The organism is Chloroflexaceae bacterium, from assembly GCA_025057155.1.
Classification (GTDB): Bacteria; Chloroflexota; Chloroflexia; order Chloroflexales; family Chloroflexaceae; genus JACAEO01.
In genome coordinates this window covers 13,936-31,724 of record JANWYD010000023.1, presented here as the reverse complement: position 1 = coordinate 31,724, position 17,789 = coordinate 13,936, and the positions used below count along the sequence as shown (strand labels likewise).

Sequence of the window (17,789 nt, the reverse complement as noted above, 5' to 3'; positions counted from 1 at the left end):
AAAGGAGCCGCGTGTGCTAAAGCTGGTTGATACCGCGCAGATTGATTACGTCGCGCCGTCGGTGCTGGAGGATGTTCTGGCCGTGTGCCGACGCATTCCGCCGCTGTGGGATCTGGAGAACTACGTGGCCGTGAACCCCTTCCTGGGTTTCGCTGGCCAGCCGATTGACGAAGCCGCCCGCCAGATCCGCGACGGGTTGGGAGCGCGGGTGCTGCCGGACATCGCCTATTACCGCGAGCGCTGGCGCGCCGGGGCCTTCACCATGGCCGATCTGGAACTGGCCGCGCAACGGGCCGACCAGGACCCCGCGCTGCTTGCGGCGATCCTCGACGGTGCGGCGCCCCCGCCGTTGCGTCGGGCGGGCGTGGTACTGACCTTCGCCGAGCGGTATGACCGGGTGCATGGCACGCACTGGAATGAGCGCGCCATCCGCTACGCCGCCGCCTGGTGCGCGGCGCAGATCCCCGCCGACGGGCCGGCCTGGGGGCGCGCCCCGCAGCCGGCAGGGCTGTACGCCTCCTGGCGCGAGGCGGCGCAGGTGGATCGCTCGCTGGAGATCCGCGGCCTGCGGGGCTGGCGCGCCTGGGTGGCGCAGTTGCCCGCCGATCCGCTGGCGGCCATCGAGAGCGTGCTGGCCGATCTCCAGGTCAGCCCCGAGGAGCGCCAGGCTTACCTCTACCGGCTCCTGGGCGGCATCTTCGGCTGGGCCTCCTACCTGCGCCGCGAGGTCTGGGCCGCGGGCGATAATGAGGCCGGGCCGGTGCTCGACCTGCTGGCGATCCGCGTCTGCACCGACGCGGCCCTGGCCCGCATGGAGCCGCGCACGGCCGATCACGCCATCGCTCCCACCGACGCTCCGAGCATCGAGGACGAGTCGGTGCGGGTGATCTTCCAGGAGGCCCTGGAGAACGGTTATACCCGGCGCCTGCTGGGCGCCCTGCAGCCTCCGCCGGCGCCGCCCGAAACGCGCCCGGCGGTGCAGGCGGTCTTCTGCATTGACGTGCGCTCGGAGATCTTGCGCCGCCACCTGGAGGCGCGCTCGTCCGCCATCGAAACCCTCGGCTTCGCCGGCTTCTTCGCCGTCTTCCTCGACTGGCAGACGCCCGCCGGGTCGAGCGCCCGCTGCCCGGTGTTGCTCAAGCCGGCCGTGCACATTCGCGCCCAGGCGCCCGCGCCGGTCTGGGAGGGCCGCAGCGCGCTGAAGAAGCTGACCACTGCTCCGTCGTCGGCCTTCGCCTTTGTCGAGACGCTGGGCCTGGGCTACGCCGTGGGCCTCATCGGCGACGCCCTCACCCGGCTGACCGCGCCACGCGAGGACGAGGGGCAGGTTCCCTTCATTCTCGACTCCGACGGGGTGAGCGGCCTCACTGTGGAGCAACGTTGCGACATGGCGGCGCTGATCCTCAAGAACATGGGCCTGCGCCAGCGCTACGGCCGCCTCGTCCTCCTGGCCGGCCACGAGGGATGCAGCGAGAACAACCCCCACCAGGCCGGTCTGGACTGCGGGGCCTGCGGCGGGCACGGCGGGGCGCTCAACGCCCGCATCGCCGCTGCGGTGCTCAACGATCCCCAGGTGCGCGCGCGGCTGCCGGAGCGCGGCTTCGCCGTGCCGGAGGATACGTACTTCGTCGCTGGCGTCCACGACACCAGCACCGATGAGGTGCGCCTGCTCGACACCGACCGGCTCCCCGCCAGCCACCAGTCCGATCTGCAGCAGTTGCGCGCCTGGCTTAGCGAGGCGGCGGTCGCCACCCGCCTGGAGCGCGCCCGGGCCCTCGGCATCGCCCAGGGCGACCCGGAGCTGGTCAGCCGCCAGATCCGCCGCCGCGCCCGCGACTGGTCGGAGGTCCGCCCCGAGTGGGCGCTGGCCCGCAACGCCGCCTTCATCGCCGCGCGGCGCGCCCGCACCCGTGGCGTGTGTCTGGAGGGGCGCGCCTTCCTCCACGAGTACGACTGGACCACCGACCCCGACAACTCCATCCTGACCCTGATCCTCACCGCGCCGGTGGTGGTGGCCTCGTGGATCAACCTCCAGTACTTCGGCTCCACTGTGGACAACGCCCACTTCGGCTGCGGCACCAAGACCATCCACAACCGCGTCGGGACCCTGGGCGTGGTGCTGGGCAACGGCGGCGACCTGCGGACGGGCCTGGCGCTGCAGTCGGTGCAGGGCCCGGACGGGCGCTGGTACCACGAGCCGCTGCGCCTGCAGGTGCTGGTCGAGGCTCCGCGCGAGCGCATTGAGGCGGTGATGCAGCAGCACGCCGTCGTGCGCGACCTGGTGGAGAACGGCTGGCTCCGGCTCTTCGCCCTGGACCCCGAAGGGACCGGCGCGGCCCGCTGGGTTCCCGGCGTCGGCTGGGAGGCGTAAGGCGTGAGGGCGCGGGGAACCCTGGGGTTTCCCGCCTCACAGGTTGTAGGGGTTTTCGAGGGAGAATGGGCTTCCGGCATTCCAATGCGCGTACGGTCCTCACCCCCCCTGCCCCCCTCTCCCTGAGCGGGAGAGGGGGGAGTTGGTCGTCGCAATGCCCCGGATGGCGAATGTGACGCGAGGATGCGCCGGAAAACCCTGCACCTGCAAGGGGTTCCCCGCGCCCCTGCATGAACGGCGAGGGGCAGGGAGGGTTTCGCCCTCCCTGCCCCTCGCCTTGATTAGACATAAGGTTGGATCTGCGCGATAAACCGCCGGAAGTCGTCAAGCCGGCTCAACAGGGCATACAAACGCTCGGGATCGACCCGGACATACTCGCGCACCAGGAGGTTGCGCAGGCCAACCATGCTTGCAACCGCGCCGGCAAGCTCCTCGTCCAGGTACTCGGCGCAGCTCAGCAGATCGACGCATTCAGCGTAGCTGGCCGGCGCGTCCAGATTGTGCCGGCTGGCAACTGTCAACCGCCCAGGCTCCGGCAGGTCGAGCGGGCGCGACACGTAGATGCCGATATCCACGTCGCTCAACGGGCCGGCCTGCCCTCTGGCGAAGGAGCCCAACAGCAGGGCGAACGTGATGCGTTCCTCAGCGGCGAGCAGGCTGGCGACGGTGGCGGGGAGCAAGGTTCAAACTTGCATTTCGGATGGTGGAGCGCCGTCTTCCGAGCATACCAGACTTCCTGCAATCTGCAATATTCCCGACGGCGGCTATCTGGCCGTGAGTCCCGACGGCGCGACGCTGGCCGTCGGCAGCCGGGGCGCCGTCCGGCTCTATGCGATCGAAGCGGGTCTGCCGCAGGGAACCCTGACGTGCTGGCCCGCAGAGGCCTCCATCGCTCCGATAGGCATCGCCTTTTCCCCCGATGGGCGCATTCTGGCCGTGACGGAGCAACGCTTCCCCAACGGGCCGGAGGTCCAGCTCTGGAATGTGGCGAGCCGACGCCGGGTGGAGTGATCCGCGTTGATGATCCGGACGCGCTGGTTGCCGGAACGCTGGCCTTCAGCCCTGATGGGCGCTACCTGGCCGTGACCGCCGCGCCGCTCGGGGTCTGGTTGCTGGACGCGGAACGCCAGGAGGTGGTCCAGGCCCTCCAGCGCGGGCCGTCAGAGAGCCTGGCCTTTAGCCCCGATGGCGGACTGCTGACCGTCGGCGGCGCGACCATCCGCACCTGCGCCGCTGGCGCGTGGCGCCTCGTTCACGAACAAACGTTCAAAGAGTCGCGCACCATTATCCCGGACCCTGATGGCGACCTGAGCCGCCACCGGGGCATGGTCGTCGCCATCAGCCCGGACGGCCGCTGGCTGGCGGACATCGGTCTGAGCCAGGTGCAGATCTGGACGGTCGAGGGGTGAGGCGATTTTGGATTTTGGATTGCGGTATCTGGCATAGGCGACTCCCATGAGTCCGGATTCCATTAACTTCCGATTAATCATACTAATCGGAAGTTAATGGCGTGCGCTGCCATCGGGGTGCAACCCGGCGGCTGAAGCCGCGGGCTACCGATACGAAGCCCGCCTGCGCGGGCTATACCGGATGTAATGCGTAATCGTCATCATTTGCGCCTGTGGGCCTCCGGCCGGCTACCCGCCTTTGCGGGCGGGGAAGCGTCGGCGCAGGCCGGCGCCCGGCGCGCACGCGCCCCAAGGCGCGGTTTCAACCGCCAGCCAGAGTATGCCGAGCGTAATCGTTACTCCTCATCAATCGCCAGCGGCAGGTTGTGGGTAAGGTATGGCCCTGATAACGAAGAACCGCCGGGCCGGATCTGGTATACTTCCCGTAGACAAGGGATGTTCCTGATGGTTGCGTTCCCACGCGCTCCCGCGGGCAGGGGTGCGGGGAAGCCTGGCGTCCCCGTTGTGCAAGTGGAGAACCCGCGATGCCAGCAGCGTATGAACCCGACGAGGCGCCCGGGGGCAGGCCAGGGCCGCTAGCCTGCCCTCTCGCCATTGATCCCCGCGCCGCCGCTGCTGCCGATGCCGCCAGTGTAGCGACGGTCTTCGATGATTATCGCAGCCGGCTGGACCCGGATACGCTGCGCCGGCAGGAGGCCGATCTGGCTCTCTTCGCCTTTTTTCTCGGCCAGGTGCAGGCCATTCCCCCCGCCCAGGCCCCTGCCTTTGGGGCGCGTCTGGCCTACGATCCTCACGCCTGGGCCAATGTCACCCACGGCCTGGTGAGCGCCTTCCTCCGCTGGCAGCTTCAGGAAGGCTACGCCATCGGCTCGATCAATGTGCGCCTGGCCACCGTGCGGCGCCACTGCGCCCTGGCCCACGCCGCCGGGGTGCTCTCCGCCGACGCCCTGGCGCTCATCCGCACTGTGCGCGGCTACAGCGGGCGCCAGGCGCGCGCGATTGACGCCCAGCGCCGCCGCGCCGCCACGCCTACCCGCGTCGGCGCCAAGAAGCCTGCGCCGCTCGTGCTTACCCCGGCGCAGGTGCGCGCCCTCAAGCAGCAGCCCGACACCCCCCAGGGCCGGCGCGACGCGCTGATCATCTGCCTCCTGGCCGACCTCGGCCTGCGCGTGGGCGAACTCGCCGGCCTCGAGGTTGGCGCCCTTGACCCCGCCCGCGGCACCTTGACCTTCTACCGGGAGAAGGTCCACACGACCCAGACCCACCACCTCAGCCGCGACGCCCTGGCCGCCGCCCGGGCCTACCTGGCCGCCGACGCCCTCCCCTCAGGCCCCCTGCTGCGCGGCTCGCGCAAGAACGGTGAGCTGTGGGGCGCGATGTCGGCGCGGGCCATCCGCGAGCGGGTGGCCATCCTGGGCGAACGCATCGGCATCACCGGTCTCTCGCCCCACGACCTGCGCCATACCTGGGCCACCCGCGCCGCCCGGGCGAAGAGCGACCCCTTCGCCCTGCGCGACGCCGGCGGCTGGAGCAGCCTGCTGATGCCCAGCCGTTACGTGCAGGCCAGTGAGGTGGCCAATAGCCGCATTTCCCTCGACGATGAATTGTAGCCTGGACAGGAACCCCGGTGAGTCTGCTCGACATTGATGGGCTGCGCGTGGTCTATCCCAATGGGCATGAAGCCCTGCGTTCGGTGTCGCTGCGCGCCGAGCCGGGCGAGATCATCGCCGTCATCGGGCGCTCCGGCGCGGGCAAGTCTACCTTGCTGCGCTGTATCGCCGGGCTCCAACGCCCCACTGCCGGGGCGATCGTGCTGGCGGGCGAGAACATCGCCGCGGCCGGGTCCGAACGCCTCCGGGCCATCCATCGCCGCGTGGGGTTCATCTGGCAGGAGTACCATCTGGTCGGACGGCTCTCGGCCTTTGCCAATGTGCTTATCGGGCGGCTCGGGCACAACCCCGGCCCGGCCAGCCTGCTGGGGTATTTCAACCGCTATCACCGGGCGATAGCGGTGCGGCAACTGGAACGGGTCGGATTGCTGGAGAAGGCCCGGCAGCGCGCCGACCGCCTCTCGGGGGGCGAGAAGCAGCGCGTCGCGATTGCCCGCGCCCTGGCTCAGGAGCCGGTGGTGCTCCTGGCCGATGAGCCGGTCGCCAGTCTCGACCCGGAACTGGCCGCCCAGGCGCTCGACGATATGAGCCGGATCGCCCGCGAAGACGGAGTGCTGACCATCATGAACCTGCACCAGGTGGCTCTGGCCCGCGCCTTCGCCGACCGCGTGGTGGGCATCGCCCGCGGCGAGGTGGTCTACGATGGTCCGCCGCAGGGTCTGGATACGCCGGTCCTGGAGCGGATCTACCGCTTCGACCGCCCCGCGGCGGAGGCGGCGGAGCTTGAAGCAGAGACATCACATGGCCGCTGACACCCCGCCGCGCTCCCCGTCGGCCCAACGCGAGCAACTGCTCAATCCCTGGCCGCGCCCGACCCTGCGCCAGACGCTCGCTGCAGTCGTCGCCCTGGCCGTGCTGTTCTGGTCACTGCGAGGCGCCGGGGTGAGCCTGGACGCGCTGGTCGAAGGCATGCCTACGATGCTCGACTTCCTGCGGCGCATCTTCCCGCCCCGCTGGGACATGCAACCGGTAACCCTGGCCGTACCCGGCGCGCCGGACGCGCAGGTTGTCGTTCCGCTGCCACGGGTCGCGCCGTACATCGTCGAAACGCTGCACATGGCGGTGATCGGCACGCTCCTCGGGGTCATGCTCTCCTTCCCCTTCGGCCTGCTGGCCGCTCGCAACCTGGCCCCGCATCCCCTGGTCTACCATGGCACGCGCCTGCTGTTGAACATCAACCGGGCCATTCCCGACATTCTCTTCGCCCTGATCTTCGTCGCGGCCGTCGGGTTGGGACCCTTCGCCGGCGTGCTCGCGCTGGGGGTCGGGGCCATCGGCGCGCTGGGCAAACTCTACGCCGAGGCCATCGAAGCGATTGACCCGGGGCCAACACTGGCCGTGCGCGCCACCGGCGCCACCCGGCTGCAGACCTTCGTCTACGGCGTCTTGCCCCAGGCCCTGCCGCTCATGGCCTCCTATTCGCTGCTGCTCTTCGAGCATAACGTTCGCTCGGCGACCATTCTCGGCCTGGTCGGCGCGGGCGGGGTAGGCTTCATCCTGACCACCTATATCAGCCTCTTCCAGTACCGCGAACTGATTGGCGCGCTGATCCTGGTTATCATGGTGGTGACGGTGATCGACTGGTTGAGCGGCCAGGTGCGCAGGCGGATCATTTGATCGTTTCATTATGTCAAGTTAGAACGAGGGGGAAGACGTGGGAGGGCGCAGCCCTCCTACAAACCCGATCACGAGGAGACAAGGAGACTCGCCCCTATGGCCCGGCTTATGTCCACCCTTATCCCCATATGGCTGGCGGCGCTGCTGGCGGCCTGCGGCGCGGCGCCGGTCGCGCGGGTGACCCCCACGCCGGCGCCCACCATCGTCGCGGATCGCGCCGGCTGGCCGGAGCGCTTCCGCATCGGCCTCTTCGGCGGCGATGACCCCAACGCGGTGCTCCGCAACGCCGAACCCTTCCGCGCGCTGCTGGAGGCGCGCCTGGGCATCCCTGTGGAGATCCAGACCGGCGCCAGCTACAGCGCGGTGATTGAAGCCATGCGCGCCGGGCGGGTGGACGCGATGGAGATCGGCCCCTTCGCCTACGTGCTGGCGGTGCAGGAGGCGGGGGCGGAGGCGCTGGCGGTCGCGGTTTATCCGCAGAACGAGGCCAACCCGGTCTATGACCCTGCGGCGCCCAGTTTCTACTACAGCGTCTACGTGACGCGCAAAGGCTCGGGGATCAATCGCCTGGAGGATCTGCGCGGCGCCAGTTTCGCCTTCGTTGATCCGGCTTCAACCTCAGGGCACCTGGCGCCGCGCGCCGGGCTGATCAAGGCGGGGATCAACCCCGACACCGACATGCGCACCGTGTTTGCCGGCTCCCACCCCACCGCGGTGCTCTCGGTGTGGAACGGGCGCACCCAGGCGGCCGCCACGTTCGAAGCCAACCTCTACCGCTTGCAACGGGAGGGACAGGTCGAGTTCTGCGGCTTCCCCGATCAACTCAGCAGCGTGGTGCGTACCGCCAAGGAGATCCGCGCGGTATTTGAGAGCTGTCCTGAGGGGCGCCTGGCCATTCTCGGCTTCACCGACCCTATCCCCAATGCTCCCTTTGCCGTCAACAGCCGGTTGCCCGCCTCATTCAAGGCGGCAATGACGAGCCTGCTGCTCGAAGTCAAGGAGCATCCCGATCTGGTCGCGGGGCTAAGGTACTGGTATGACCTGCCGCCGCCCGCGCTGAACCTGCCGAGCGTGGACAGTTACTATAACTCGCTCCGCGAGATCGCGCGGGTGCTGAACCTGGATCTGAAGGAACTGGCGCGGTAGTCCGGGGTCGCGTGGAGGCGTGGAGGTGTGGAGGCGTGGAGGTGTGGGAAAACATTGCTATAACTCCACTGCTCCACGTTTCTCGAAACGATTGACCTGCACCGCCAGCGGCACGGGCGCAGCGAGCCACACGGCTCGGCATCCTCAGCGGATCATTCCGGTCAGTGCTCAATGGTGGGGACGGCGGGAGTTGAACCCGCACGCCTTGCGGCACATGATCCTAAGTCATGCGCGTCTGCCATTCCGCCACGTCCCCGGGTGTTCGGCGCGAGTATAGCATGGGCCAGAGGCGTTTGCAATAGCAGCGCCGGAATGCGCCTCCTTGCGACCGATCCCGGCCACGTGCTATACTTGCCGTTGCAGTAGCCTCTTTAACAGGCTTCGGGGACCTGCGCCCCGAAGCGGAGAGCAGCCATGAAGGCTGTCGTTATGGCTGGCGGCGAGGGAACCCGCCTGCGACCGCTCACGATCAACCGACCGAAGCCGATGGTTTCCATAGTTGACCGGCCGGTCATCCAGCATATTATTGAACTCCTCAAGCTCCATGGCATTACTGACATTATCATTACCGTGCAGTACCTGGCGAATGTCATTCAGGACTACTACGGCGATGGCAGTCAGTATGGCGTGAACATCACCTATTCCCTTGAAGAGGTGCCGCTTGGCACCGCGGGGAGCGTCAAGAACGCCGAGCATCTGCTCGATGAGCCGTTCCTGGTGCTCTCCGGCGACGCGCTGACCGACTTCAATCTGACCGAGATTATCGAGCGCCACCTGGCCGCCAGAGCCATGGCGACCATTACCCTGACGCGCGTCGCCAATCCTCTCGATTACGGCGTCGTGATCACCGACGAAGACGGCAGCGTGCGCCAGTTCCTCGAAAAACCCAGTTGGAGCGAGGTCTTCTCGGATACTGTCAATACGGGCATATATGTGCTCAACCCGGAGGTGCTGGCCTACATCGAACGCGGCAAGTATACCGACTGGTCGAAGGACGTCTTCCCCCGCATGCTTCACAAAGGCGACAAGATCCAGGGTGTGGTCGCCAATGGCTACTGGACCGATGTGGGCACGATTGAAGAGTACATGAAAGCCTGCAGCGACTACCTCTCCGGGCGGGTGAAACTGCCGCGCCTGGGCCAGAACATCGGCGGCGACATCTGGGTCTACGGCGACGTGGAGATCGCGCCTGACGCTCAGCTCCACGGGCCGATCTACCTGGGCAACGGGGTGAAGATCAAAGGCGGGGTGATCGTCCACGGGCCGTCGGTGATTCGTGACTATACCATCGTTGACACACGGGCGAATATCGATCGCTCGATCATCTGGCGCAACTCCTACATCGGCGAGCGGGCCGAGCTGCGCGGGGCGATCGTGCTGCGGCAATCCACCATACGCCAGCGGGCCATGCTCTTCGAGGGCGCCGTAGTCGGCGATGGAGTGCAGATCGGCGCCGGCGCGGTCATCCAGCCGAATGTGAAGATCTGGCCCAGCAAAGAGGTTGATGAGGGGGCCACCGTCTCCAGCAGCATCATCTGGGGAAGCCAGGGCCGCCGGGTGCTCTTCGGACGGCACGGCGTCACCGGGCTGGTGAACATCGAGATCACCCCTGAGTTCTGCGCCAAGCTCGGAGCAGCCTTTGGCGCGACCCTGCCGCGCAGTTCCACGGTGACGATTAACCGCGACGCTCACTACACGCCGCGCATGCTGAAACGGGCCATCGTCGCCGGCCTGCCCTCCGCTGGCGTGAACGTCTGCGACCTGCAAAACGTCCCCATCCCCGTCGCGCGCTACTATACCTATGCCACCCACGCCGCCGGGGGCATCCATGTGCGGCTCTCGCCTTCTGATAATCGCGTAATCGAAATCAAATTCTTCGACGAGCGCGGGCTGGACATCACCCCGGCCACCGAGCGCAAGATCGAAAACACCTTTTTTCGCGAGGACTTCCGCCGCGCCTACCTGGATGAGATCGGGCGCATTTCCTACGGCGAGGATATCGATCGGACCTATATGGACGCGTTCATCAAGGCCCTGCGCTCCGACGCCCTTGAGGCCTTCGGGCGCAGCATGCATCTGGTGGTTGACTATGCCAATACCAGCTCGAGCGCCTTCCTCTCGCCGATCCTGCGCCGCTATCACGTGGATGCGGTGGAACTGAACGTCAACCTCGACGAACGCATGGTCTTTCAGGTTCCTGCGCAGTTCGAGGCGGCCATGCAGCGCCTGGCCCAGATCACGCCGGTTGTAGGCGCGCACCTCGGCGCCCGGCTCGACACCGGCGGCGAGCGACTCTACATTGTTGATGACACCGGCGCCCGGCTCCATCCGCTGAAGGCGCTGGCTGCCGTCACTGCGCTGGCGATGCGCGCCAACGGCGGCGGAACTGTCGCCGTTCCCGTCACGGCGCCGCGGGCGTTCGAAGAGATCGCCGCGCGCTACGGCGGGCGCATTGTGCGCACCAAAGCCGCGGTGAGCGCCCTGATGCAGACCGCCGCCCAGCATCCCGATTTGCTGCTGCTCGGCGATGGCACCGGCATTTACATGTTCCCCAGCTTCTTCCCTATAGCCGACGGCATGTTCGCCCTGATGAAGCTGATGGAACTGCTCACCGTGACCGAAACCCGCCTCAGTGAAGTGATTGCCGAATTGCCCCCATACTATATGTTCCAGACGCGCACCCCCTGCCGCTGGGAGGCAAAAGGCAAAGTCATGCGTCTGCTGAACGAGCAATATGCTGAGCGCTTCACTAACCACATTGACGGGATCAAGATCGAGCTGGGCAATGAATGGGTTCTAATCCTTCCCGACCCTGATGGCCCCTTCTTCCAGGTGATCGCTGAAGGCGCCACCGACGAGCAGGCTCGCATTCTGGTCGAAAAATATTCAGGATTGGTCACCAGTCTCCAGTAGACCTCAGTTCCCTGAAAGCAGTTCCATGTGGTATCATGCGCGTGGTTTTTTCTCCAGGATAACGAGGAGAGGGATGAGGAGGGGCGAGCCCTCATGGGTAAACCGCCGTCTGCGTCTGATTAAGGAGCGCACCGATGAGCGAGGACACAACGTCGCGTCCCAATCCGCAGCAGGATAGGATTCTCGGGACGGTGGAAGGAGTAGTGATCCCGGTTGCGCGCGTTGGTTATGGCCTGTTCGAATTGCTTCTGGGCCTGCTGCCCCCGCAAACCCGCCACCATGCTCGCAATGGCGTCCGTGAATTGAGCTACGCCTTCGCCGGTCTGCCTCGTGACTTTGCCGAAATCTCCGGAGGTGAGATCAAGCGCTGGGCGGTCCGCAGCGGCGTAGAGGCCACACTCGTCGCTCCTGCTTCGACATCAGCGCCCGCCGCCGAGACGAAACCCGCCGGAGCGCCCGCGGCTGAAGCCAGACCCGCCGGAGCGCCCGCGCCCGGCGGCGCAAAGCCCGCCGCCGAGACGAAACCCGCCGGAGCGCCTGCGGCTGAAGCCAGACCCGCCGCCGCCCCGACGTCTGCGGCGAAGCCCGCTGCCGCTCCCGCGCCGGTGACCCGGATCAGCAGCGCTGCGTCCAGCACTGCCGCAGCCGCTACAGGGGTAGTCATCGCCCACATCGAGTTCAACCCGCCAGGCGCCGACGTCGAGGGCGAGTATGTGCTGATTCGCAACACCTCCAGCCAACCTATGAACATGACCGGCTGGAAACTCCACGACAGCGCGCAGCGGCACACCTACGTCTTTCCGCAGTTCGTGCTCTCCCCCGGCGCCGAAGTCAAGGTGTGGACCCGCGCCGGTACGGATGACGCCGCAAATCTCTACTGGGGGCGGCGGGTCGCTGTGTGGAACAACACGGGTGATACGGGGACGCTGCTCGATGCCAGCGGGGCCGTGGTAAGCCGCTACACCTATACCGGCGACCAGGGCAAGGGCCAGGCCTGACCTTTCTGCAGGAATTGGAACTGTTTCAATGGTATACTGACCATCACAGCCCCAATGTCTGCAACATGCCTACTCACGGAGTCACCAATGACCGTCAAACGTGAAAATGCGTTCGACTTCCTCGGCCCCCGCACCCTGATCGGACCGGAACTGCGCCCTGGCGATCGCGCTCCGGACTTTACGCTTATCAACCGCAAGCTGCAGCCCGTAACCCGCGAAGCCTACGCGGGTAAACCGCTGGTTATCAGCGTTGTCCCCTCGCTTGATACCGGCGTGTGCAGCAAGCAAACTCAGCGTTTTAACGCCGAAGCCGCCGCCCGCGCCGGGCAGGTGAACTTCATCACCGTGAGCGCCGACCTGCCATTCGCCCAGGCTCGCTGGTGCACCAGCAACGGCGCCGAGCAGATCGAAACGCTCTCCGATCACCGCGACATGAACTTCGGCGCCGCCTACGGCACCCTGGTGGACGAACTGCGCATCGAGAGCCGCGCGGTCTTCGTGGTTGACGGCGAAGGCATTATACGTTATGTCGAGTATGTGCCGGTCGCCGGCAACGAGCCCAACTACGACGCCGCCCTCGCCGCCCTTGCCGCTCTCGGCGGATAAGAAGCAATTCGGACCGTCGGATTATCGGATTGCACGCCGCGAACCTTATGCTCTCCCCGATCTTCTCGGCAAGCGCCTCGGCAGAGGCGCGCCTGGAAGGGGAGGATCGGGGAGAGTTGTTGCTTCACGCTGCTCCATGGTTATGTAACCTTTAGACTCCAGACAAGCGCCGGGGGCGGAAATCCCGCCTTACATCAGTTCCTGGTGAAGACGGCGCCTGTGCATCATCGTCAAATCTCATCGGAACGGCGCATACGGCAATCCAGAATCCACAATCCGAAATGGCGTCGCCTCTGGTGCTGGTCTGGTTCGCCGCGTATGGTACATTCTGCTGCGGAGCAGTCTGGTTTCGGCATTGTTCAGCCGGTGTTAGCGAAGACTCGCGGCCCCGGCGGGCCGGATGGAAGCCACCATCAGGAGGCGCGATACTGTGAGTGAAGCATTCGATGATGATCTGCCTGACGATCCCGAGGCCCTGCGGCAGGAGGTGCGCCGCCTGCGTGAACAACTGCGGCGATCCGAGGACGTCATCTCGGAACTGGCGGTGCCGGTCGTGCCCTTGCTCGAGGGCGTCATTGTGCTGCCCCTGATAGGTTATCTGGATAGCCGGCGGGCGCAGCAGGTGATCGAGAGCCTGCTGAACGGCATTGCCGAGCACCAGGCCGACGTAGCGATCATTGACATCTCCGGCGTGCCGATCGTTGACACTCAGGTAGCCAATTCCCTGGGGCAGGCCATCCGCGCTGCCAGCCTCCTCGGCGCCCAGGTAGTGATTAGCGGCATCGGGGCTCGCATCGCCCAGACCCTGGTGCATCTCGACATTGACTTCTCTAATGTAACCACCTGCGCCAACCTCCGCGATGGCATCGAGGCCGCCCTGGCCTTCAACGGCCTGCACATCGCGCCTGTCGAAGCGGAACCCGGCAAGTAAGGACCGCGCCCTACGCTCCGGCATGGCCAGAGAGAGGTTCTGACCCTGCGAAAGCCCCTTTCCGGCGCGGCGGATCCGCGTCGCGCCGGAAAGCGCGAGGATCGTGGTCACCTCTACCGAACACGTTACATAGCGCAGAGAGGGCGGAGAAGCGCACATGGCTTCAAAAGGCTCGTCCTCTCCGTTCCTCTGTGCGCTCTGCAGTACACCAGAACACGTCCAGGAGAAGGATTATTTGCCCCGCCACTACGCTTGTGCTATACTGTTCGACGGCGTTGAAATGCGCCAAATACACACACCTCCTCCACTCGATCGCTCCTGCCGGAACCTCCGGTTCGGTCGGCTCACGTGGGAGGTGGCGGCTGGATTATCCAGAATAGCAAGGAGCATCTGACAGTTATGACCCAGACGACAACGCCGCGCGTAGTTTCGATCAAGGCGCTGCTGGAGGCTGGCGCGCACTTCGGGCACCAGACGAATCGCTGGAATCCGAAGATGCGCCCGTACATCTACACCGCGCGCAATGGAATCCACATTATTGACCTGCAGAAGACCGTCCTGGGCCTTACGGCGGCCTATAATTTCATTGCCGATGTGACGGCGCGCGGTGAGAAGGTGCTCTTCGTCGGCACCAAGAAGCAAGCCCAGGAGGCGGTGATTGAGGAAGCGACCCGCGCCGGCCAGTACTATATCACCCAACGCTGGCTCGGCGGAACATTGACCAACTTTGCGACGATCAAGGGGCGCCTCAAGCGCCTCGCTGATCTCGAGGCCCAGCGTGATCGCGGCGATTTCGCCCGCCTTACCAAGGCCGAGGGTTTGCAGCTTGAAAAGGAAATAGAAAAGCTCAACCGGGTCTTCGCTGGCATCAAGACTATGGATCGGCTGCCCGGAGCGCTCTTCGTAATCGATCCGCACAAAGAGGAACTGGCCGTCAAGGAGGCGCTCAAGGTTGGCGTGCCCGTCGTGGCCATGGTGGATACGAACTGTGATCCCGACCCGATCAGCTACGTCATTCCATGCAATGACGACGCCATCCGCGGCATTCGCCTCATTACCGGCAAGATCGCCGACGCGGCGCTCGAAGGCATCGCGCGCCGCGAGGCGGCCCAGGAGGGCTGAGAGACCACCGCGAGAGCAGCGCAGGGAACGCCCGTTTTCCCCGGGCTCCCGCCCGTCTTATACCAGACGGCAGCGCAACGCAGCGGGTTGCGCTCAGGTTTTGGGAGGGCCATGCCCTCCCAAGATAGTACCATCAGGTGGTTCTGGAGGGGCATATGCCCCTCCACGTCACGAGAAGAGGAGCGAAGCCTGTGGCAGTGTCGATTGAACTGGTCAAAGAACTGCGGGAGCGAACCGGCGCCGGGATCAAGGAGTGTAAAGATATCCTGGAGCAGACCGGCGGTGATCTCAAGAAGGCCATTGAGATCCTGCGCGAACGGGGGATCGAGGCGGCGGCGAAGAAGGCTGCTCGCGAAGCTCGTGAGGGCCTCATCGGGGTCTATGTGCATTACGGCGCTCGCGTCGCCGGTCTGGTGGAATTGAACTGCGAGACCGACTTTGTCGCTCGCACTGAGGACTTCGTCACCCTGGCGAATAACCTCGCCCAGCATATTGTCGCGCTGAATCCGCGCTACATCAGCGCCGACGAGGTGACCGACGAGGCTGTGGTCGAGAGCGGGCTGCCCCGTGAGAAGTTTATCGAAGAGAGCGTGCTGCTGCAACAGCCATTTATCAAGGATCCATCAAAAACGATCGAAGAACTGATCAAAGAAACTATCGCCAAACTCGGCGAAAACATCGTCGTCCGGCGCTTCGTGCGCTACGAGGTTAGCGCCTGACCTGCTACGGCGGGAGCAGTTGACGCCTGGCGGGAGCGCCTGCCGGTCGGAAACTGCTCCCTGCTTCTGGTACCTCCTATGCAAGAGCCTAAGTATCGGCGTATTCTGATCAAGTTGAGCGGCGAGCAGATCAAAGGCACCGATGAAGTGGTGAGCTACGATATGCTCGACTATCTGGCCCGCGAAATCGCCGCTGTGCATCGTCGAGGCGTCGATATCGCGGTCGTGATCGGCGGCGGGAACATCTGGCGCGGCAGCCAGTCCATCGCGCGAGGAATGGATACGGCGCAGTCGCACTACATGGGGATGCTGGGCACGATTATCAACTCGCTTGCCCTCCAGGACGTGCTCGAGCAGCACGGGCTGCATACCCGCGCTATGACTGCCATCCAGATGAATGAGGTCGCTGAACCCTACATCCGTCGCCGCGCCATCCGCCACCTGGAAAAGGGCCGGGTGATCATCCTCGCCGGAGGAACCGGCAATCCATACTTTACTACCGACTCGGCGGCGGCGCTGCGCGCCGCCGAGATCCATGCCCAGGTGATCTTGATGGCCAAAAACGGCGTGGACGGGATCTACAGCGCTGATCCACGCCGCGACCCCAGCGCCGTTAAGTTCGATCACCTGACCTACATGGAGGCCCTCAATCGCGGTCTTACGGTGATGGATAGCACCGCGCTCACGTTTTGCATGGATCACGATATCCCGCTGATTGTATTCAATGCGCTGGAACCGGGCACGATTGAGCGCATTGTGCTCGGGTATCACGTTGGCACCCTGGTCAGTAAGAGTCTCCCTGAACGGATGGCTGTGCCGGAAGTGTAAGCCTCGAGAGGCTGGAGGCGCCGCAGCGCCGGCCTGATGACCGCGCGCCTCGCGCGGCGAGGAAGCGGTGCAGGTGCGACAGAACGCCCCCACCCCTGGCGACCGCCGGGCGGCGAGTTATGTGAGGAGAGCGTGATGGTCAACGATGTCTTGCGCGACTATGAGGCTCATCTGAAGAAGGCCGTCGAGGCCCTGCGGCACCATCTGGCGACGATCCGCACCGGGCGCGCCTCGGCCGGCCTGGTTGAGCATCTGCATGTGGAGGCGTATGGCGCGCCGATGCCGCTGAACCAGCTCGCCAATATTTCGGTGCCCGAGGCCCGTCTCATCGTCATCCAACCCTACGATGCAGGGTTGATCAAAACGATAGAGAAGGCCATTCAGCAATCCGACATCGGCATCAATCCCACCAACGATGGGCGCGTGATCCGTCTGGCCATCCCCCCGCTGACCGAGGAGCGACGGCGTGAACTGGTGAAGGTGGTGCGCCATCGCGTTGAAGAGGTGAAGGTCTCGGTGCGGAACCAGCGCCGCGATGCGATGGACCAGTTGAAGGAGCTTGAGGCCGAAAAGCTGATCAGCGAGGATGAACTCAAGCGCGCCCAGGAACGGGTGCAGCAACTGACCGATAAGTGCATCGCCGACCTCGACGCGATCGGCAAGGATAAAGAAGCCGAGGTCATGGCGGTCTGAGCCACGACGGGCGGAGAGCAGGCTATGAGCAAGGCTGATGGCGAACGTGAGAGCAAGACCCCTCAACACATCGCGGTCATCATGGACGGAAACGGGCGCTGGGCGCGCCAGCGAGGGTTGCCGCGACTCGCGGGCCATCGGGCAGGTACTGAGAATATCCGGGCGATTGTGAGCGAGGCCGACCGCCTGGGTGTGCGTTACCTGACCCTCTACGCCTTCTCGACCGAAAACTGGACTCGCCCGTCTGCCGAGGTGCAGGGTCTGATGCAGATCCTGAGCGATTTTATTGACCGCGAGACGTATGCGCTCCACGAGCAGAACGTCCATCTGCGGCATCTCGGACGGCTCGAGGGTCTCAGCCCGCGCCTGGCCGAAAAGGTGCGCTACGCTATCGATCTGACCCGTCATAACACCGGTCTGACTCTGGCGATCGCCTTTAACTATGGCGGCCGGGCGGATATTGTCGACGCCGTGCGTAAAATTGTCGCCTCTGGGGTCAGTCCGGATCAGATTGACGAGCGGTTGATCAGCGCCAACCTCTACACTGCCGGGATGCCCGACCCGGACGTGATCATCCGCACCAGCGGCGAGCGGCGAATTTCGAACTTTCTTATCTGGCAGGCAGCCTACAGTGAGTTCTGGTTCACCCCCGTCTTCTGGCCCGACTTCCGGCCAGAACACCTCCAGCAGGCTATCAGCGAGTACGGACAGCGTCAGCGTCGCTTCGGCGGGCTCGTCTCCGAGTAGCTCAAGCTCCCTCGTCCAG

The 17,789-nt window shown here is 65.2% G+C and carries 17 protein-coding genes and 1 tRNA gene; 16 read left to right on the top strand and 2 right to left on the bottom strand.

The window, feature by feature from the left end; all coding sequences use genetic code 11:
- The first annotated feature begins 13 nt into the window (after positions 1–13).
- Positions 14–2,371: a DUF2309 domain-containing protein gene (locus NZU74_17910; protein ID MCS6883211.1), complete on the top strand. Its 2,358-nt coding sequence runs from the start codon at positions 14–16 to the stop codon at positions 2,369–2,371.
- Positions 2,372–2,652: 281 nt separating this feature from the next.
- Here NZU74_17910 and NZU74_17905 read toward each other — a convergent pair whose 3' ends face one another.
- A complete protein-coding gene (locus NZU74_17905; GenBank protein MCS6883210.1) occupies positions 2,653–3,051 on the bottom strand; it encodes a DUF86 domain-containing protein in 399 nt (132 codons plus the stop codon).
- 94 nt (positions 3,052–3,145) lie between these two features.
- Here NZU74_17905 and NZU74_17900 point away from each other — a divergent pair, with 94 nt between their 5' ends.
- From NZU74_17900 to NZU74_17875, 6 genes are all read left to right on the top strand, one after another.
- Complete coding sequence (locus tag NZU74_17900) at positions 3,146–3,382, top strand: hypothetical protein (GenBank protein ID MCS6883209.1); 237 nt, start codon at positions 3,146–3,148, stop codon at positions 3,380–3,382.
- Positions 3,379–3,780: a WD40 repeat domain-containing protein gene (locus NZU74_17895; protein ID MCS6883208.1), complete on the top strand. Its 402-nt coding sequence runs from the start codon at positions 3,379–3,381 to the stop codon at positions 3,778–3,780. Before NZU74_17900 ends, NZU74_17895 begins: the two co-directional genes overlap by 4 nt.
- A gap of 524 nt (positions 3,781–4,304) precedes the next feature.
- Positions 4,305–5,390, top strand: coding sequence for a site-specific integrase (locus NZU74_17890; GenBank protein MCS6883207.1), 1,086 nt, complete (start codon positions 4,305–4,307; stop codon positions 5,388–5,390).
- Between the two features lie 17 nt (positions 5,391–5,407).
- Positions 5,408–6,202 (top strand): phosphonate ABC transporter ATP-binding protein, encoded by a 795-nt coding sequence (gene phnC, locus NZU74_17885; protein MCS6883206.1) that lies wholly within the window; start codon positions 5,408–5,410, stop codon positions 6,200–6,202.
- Positions 6,192–7,067 carry a phosphonate ABC transporter, permease protein PhnE gene (phnE, locus tag NZU74_17880; GenBank protein MCS6883205.1) on the top strand — a complete coding sequence of 292 codons (876 nt, stop codon included), beginning with the start codon at positions 6,192–6,194 and terminating at the stop codon, positions 7,065–7,067. The genes phnC and phnE overlap by 11 nt, the downstream gene beginning before the upstream one ends.
- A gap of 96 nt (positions 7,068–7,163) precedes the next feature.
- Complete coding sequence (locus tag NZU74_17875; protein MCS6883204.1) at positions 7,164–8,213, top strand: phosphate/phosphite/phosphonate ABC transporter substrate-binding protein; 1,050 nt, start codon at positions 7,164–7,166, stop codon at positions 8,211–8,213.
- 172 nt (positions 8,214–8,385) lie between these two features.
- Here NZU74_17875 and NZU74_17870 read toward each other — a convergent pair.
- Positions 8,386–8,469, bottom strand: a tRNA-Leu gene (locus NZU74_17870).
- A gap of 158 nt (positions 8,470–8,627) precedes the next feature.
- On the opposite strand from NZU74_17870, the gene NZU74_17865 reads away from it, so the two are divergent.
- From NZU74_17865 to NZU74_17825, 9 genes are all read left to right on the top strand, one after another.
- A complete protein-coding gene (locus NZU74_17865; protein MCS6883203.1) occupies positions 8,628–11,126 on the top strand; it encodes a mannose-1-phosphate guanyltransferase in 2,499 nt (832 codons plus the stop codon).
- A gap of 134 nt (positions 11,127–11,260) precedes the next feature.
- The gene (locus tag NZU74_17860) at positions 11,261–12,124 is read left to right on the top strand and encodes a lamin tail domain-containing protein (GenBank protein ID MCS6883202.1); all 864 of its coding nucleotides are present in this window, start codon (positions 11,261–11,263) and stop codon (positions 12,122–12,124) included.
- 87 nt (positions 12,125–12,211) lie between these two features.
- Positions 12,212–12,730 (top strand): thiol peroxidase, encoded by a 519-nt coding sequence (gene tpx / locus NZU74_17855; GenBank protein MCS6883201.1) that lies wholly within the window; start codon positions 12,212–12,214, stop codon positions 12,728–12,730.
- 430 nt (positions 12,731–13,160) lie between these two features.
- Positions 13,161–13,661: an STAS domain-containing protein gene (locus NZU74_17850; GenBank protein MCS6883200.1), complete on the top strand. Its 501-nt coding sequence runs from the start codon at positions 13,161–13,163 to the stop codon at positions 13,659–13,661.
- Positions 13,662–14,060: 399 nt separating this feature from the next.
- Positions 14,061–14,783 carry a 30S ribosomal protein S2 gene (gene rpsB, locus NZU74_17845; GenBank protein MCS6883199.1) on the top strand — a complete coding sequence of 241 codons (723 nt, stop codon included), beginning with the start codon at positions 14,061–14,063 and terminating at the stop codon, positions 14,781–14,783.
- 191 nt (positions 14,784–14,974) lie between these two features.
- Positions 14,975–15,502, top strand: a complete 528-nt coding sequence (tsf, locus tag NZU74_17840) for a translation elongation factor Ts (GenBank protein ID MCS6883198.1) — start codon at positions 14,975–14,977, stop codon at positions 15,500–15,502.
- Between the two features lie 78 nt (positions 15,503–15,580).
- Entirely contained in the window at positions 15,581–16,330 is a 750-nt protein-coding gene (pyrH, locus tag NZU74_17835) for a UMP kinase (protein ID MCS6883197.1), read from the top strand.
- 135 nt (positions 16,331–16,465) lie between these two features.
- Positions 16,466–17,023 (top strand): ribosome recycling factor, encoded by a 558-nt coding sequence (gene frr, locus NZU74_17830; GenBank protein MCS6883196.1) that lies wholly within the window; start codon positions 16,466–16,468, stop codon positions 17,021–17,023.
- A gap of 24 nt (positions 17,024–17,047) precedes the next feature.
- Entirely contained in the window at positions 17,048–17,770 is a 723-nt protein-coding gene (locus NZU74_17825) for an isoprenyl transferase (GenBank protein MCS6883195.1), read from the top strand.
- Positions 17,771–17,789 lie beyond the last annotated feature (19 nt).